Genomic DNA, 564 nt, shown 5'->3' with positions numbered 1-564 from the left:
CCGCCTGCGGCGGGGGCGCCGCCGGCGGCCGCGCGCCGGGGAACCCGCCACCGCTGCCGCCACCGCCGCGGCCCGGGTCGATGACGGTGTCGATCCGCCACTGCACGCCCATGGCCTCGCTCAGCGCCTGCTGGAGGACCTCCTGGCTGCCGCTGTTCACGAAGCTGTCGCGGGCGCCGGCGGTGGCGAAGCCGAGTTGCAGGGTGGTGCCGTCGAAGCCGGCGATCTGCGCGTTCTGGCTGAGCAGGATCCAGCTGAAGCGGCGCCGTCCCTTGACCGCGTCCAGGATGTCCGGCCACATCTGCCGCACCCGCGACACGTCCCCGCTCCCGCCTGCGGCGGGAGCGGACTGGGCGGGCTGGGCGGGCTGGGCGGGCGGTTGCTGCCGCACGGGCTCCGCCGGCGCAGCCGACCGCGTCGGCTGCGCCGTGGGCCAAGCCCCGGCCTGCGAGGGCGACGCCGAGGGCGCCGCTGGCTGCGCCTGCTGCGGCCGCTGGGCCGTCGGCCAGGCTCCCGTCGCCGGCGCGGGCCCGGCCGGTGCGCCGCCGCTGGACGACCGGGCCG

General features: G+C 79.3%; 1 pseudogene. It reads right to left on the bottom strand.

Annotated elements, in window-relative coordinates:
* A pseudogene (locus tag ACYVPE_RS39995) lies at positions 1 to 391 on the bottom strand (DNA polymerase III subunit gamma and tau); the annotation flags it as partial.
* Between the last annotated feature and the right edge of the window lie 173 nt (positions 392 to 564).

The organism is Streptomyces mayteni, assembly GCF_054783955.1.
This window is presented reverse-complemented; position numbering and strand designations above follow the sequence as displayed.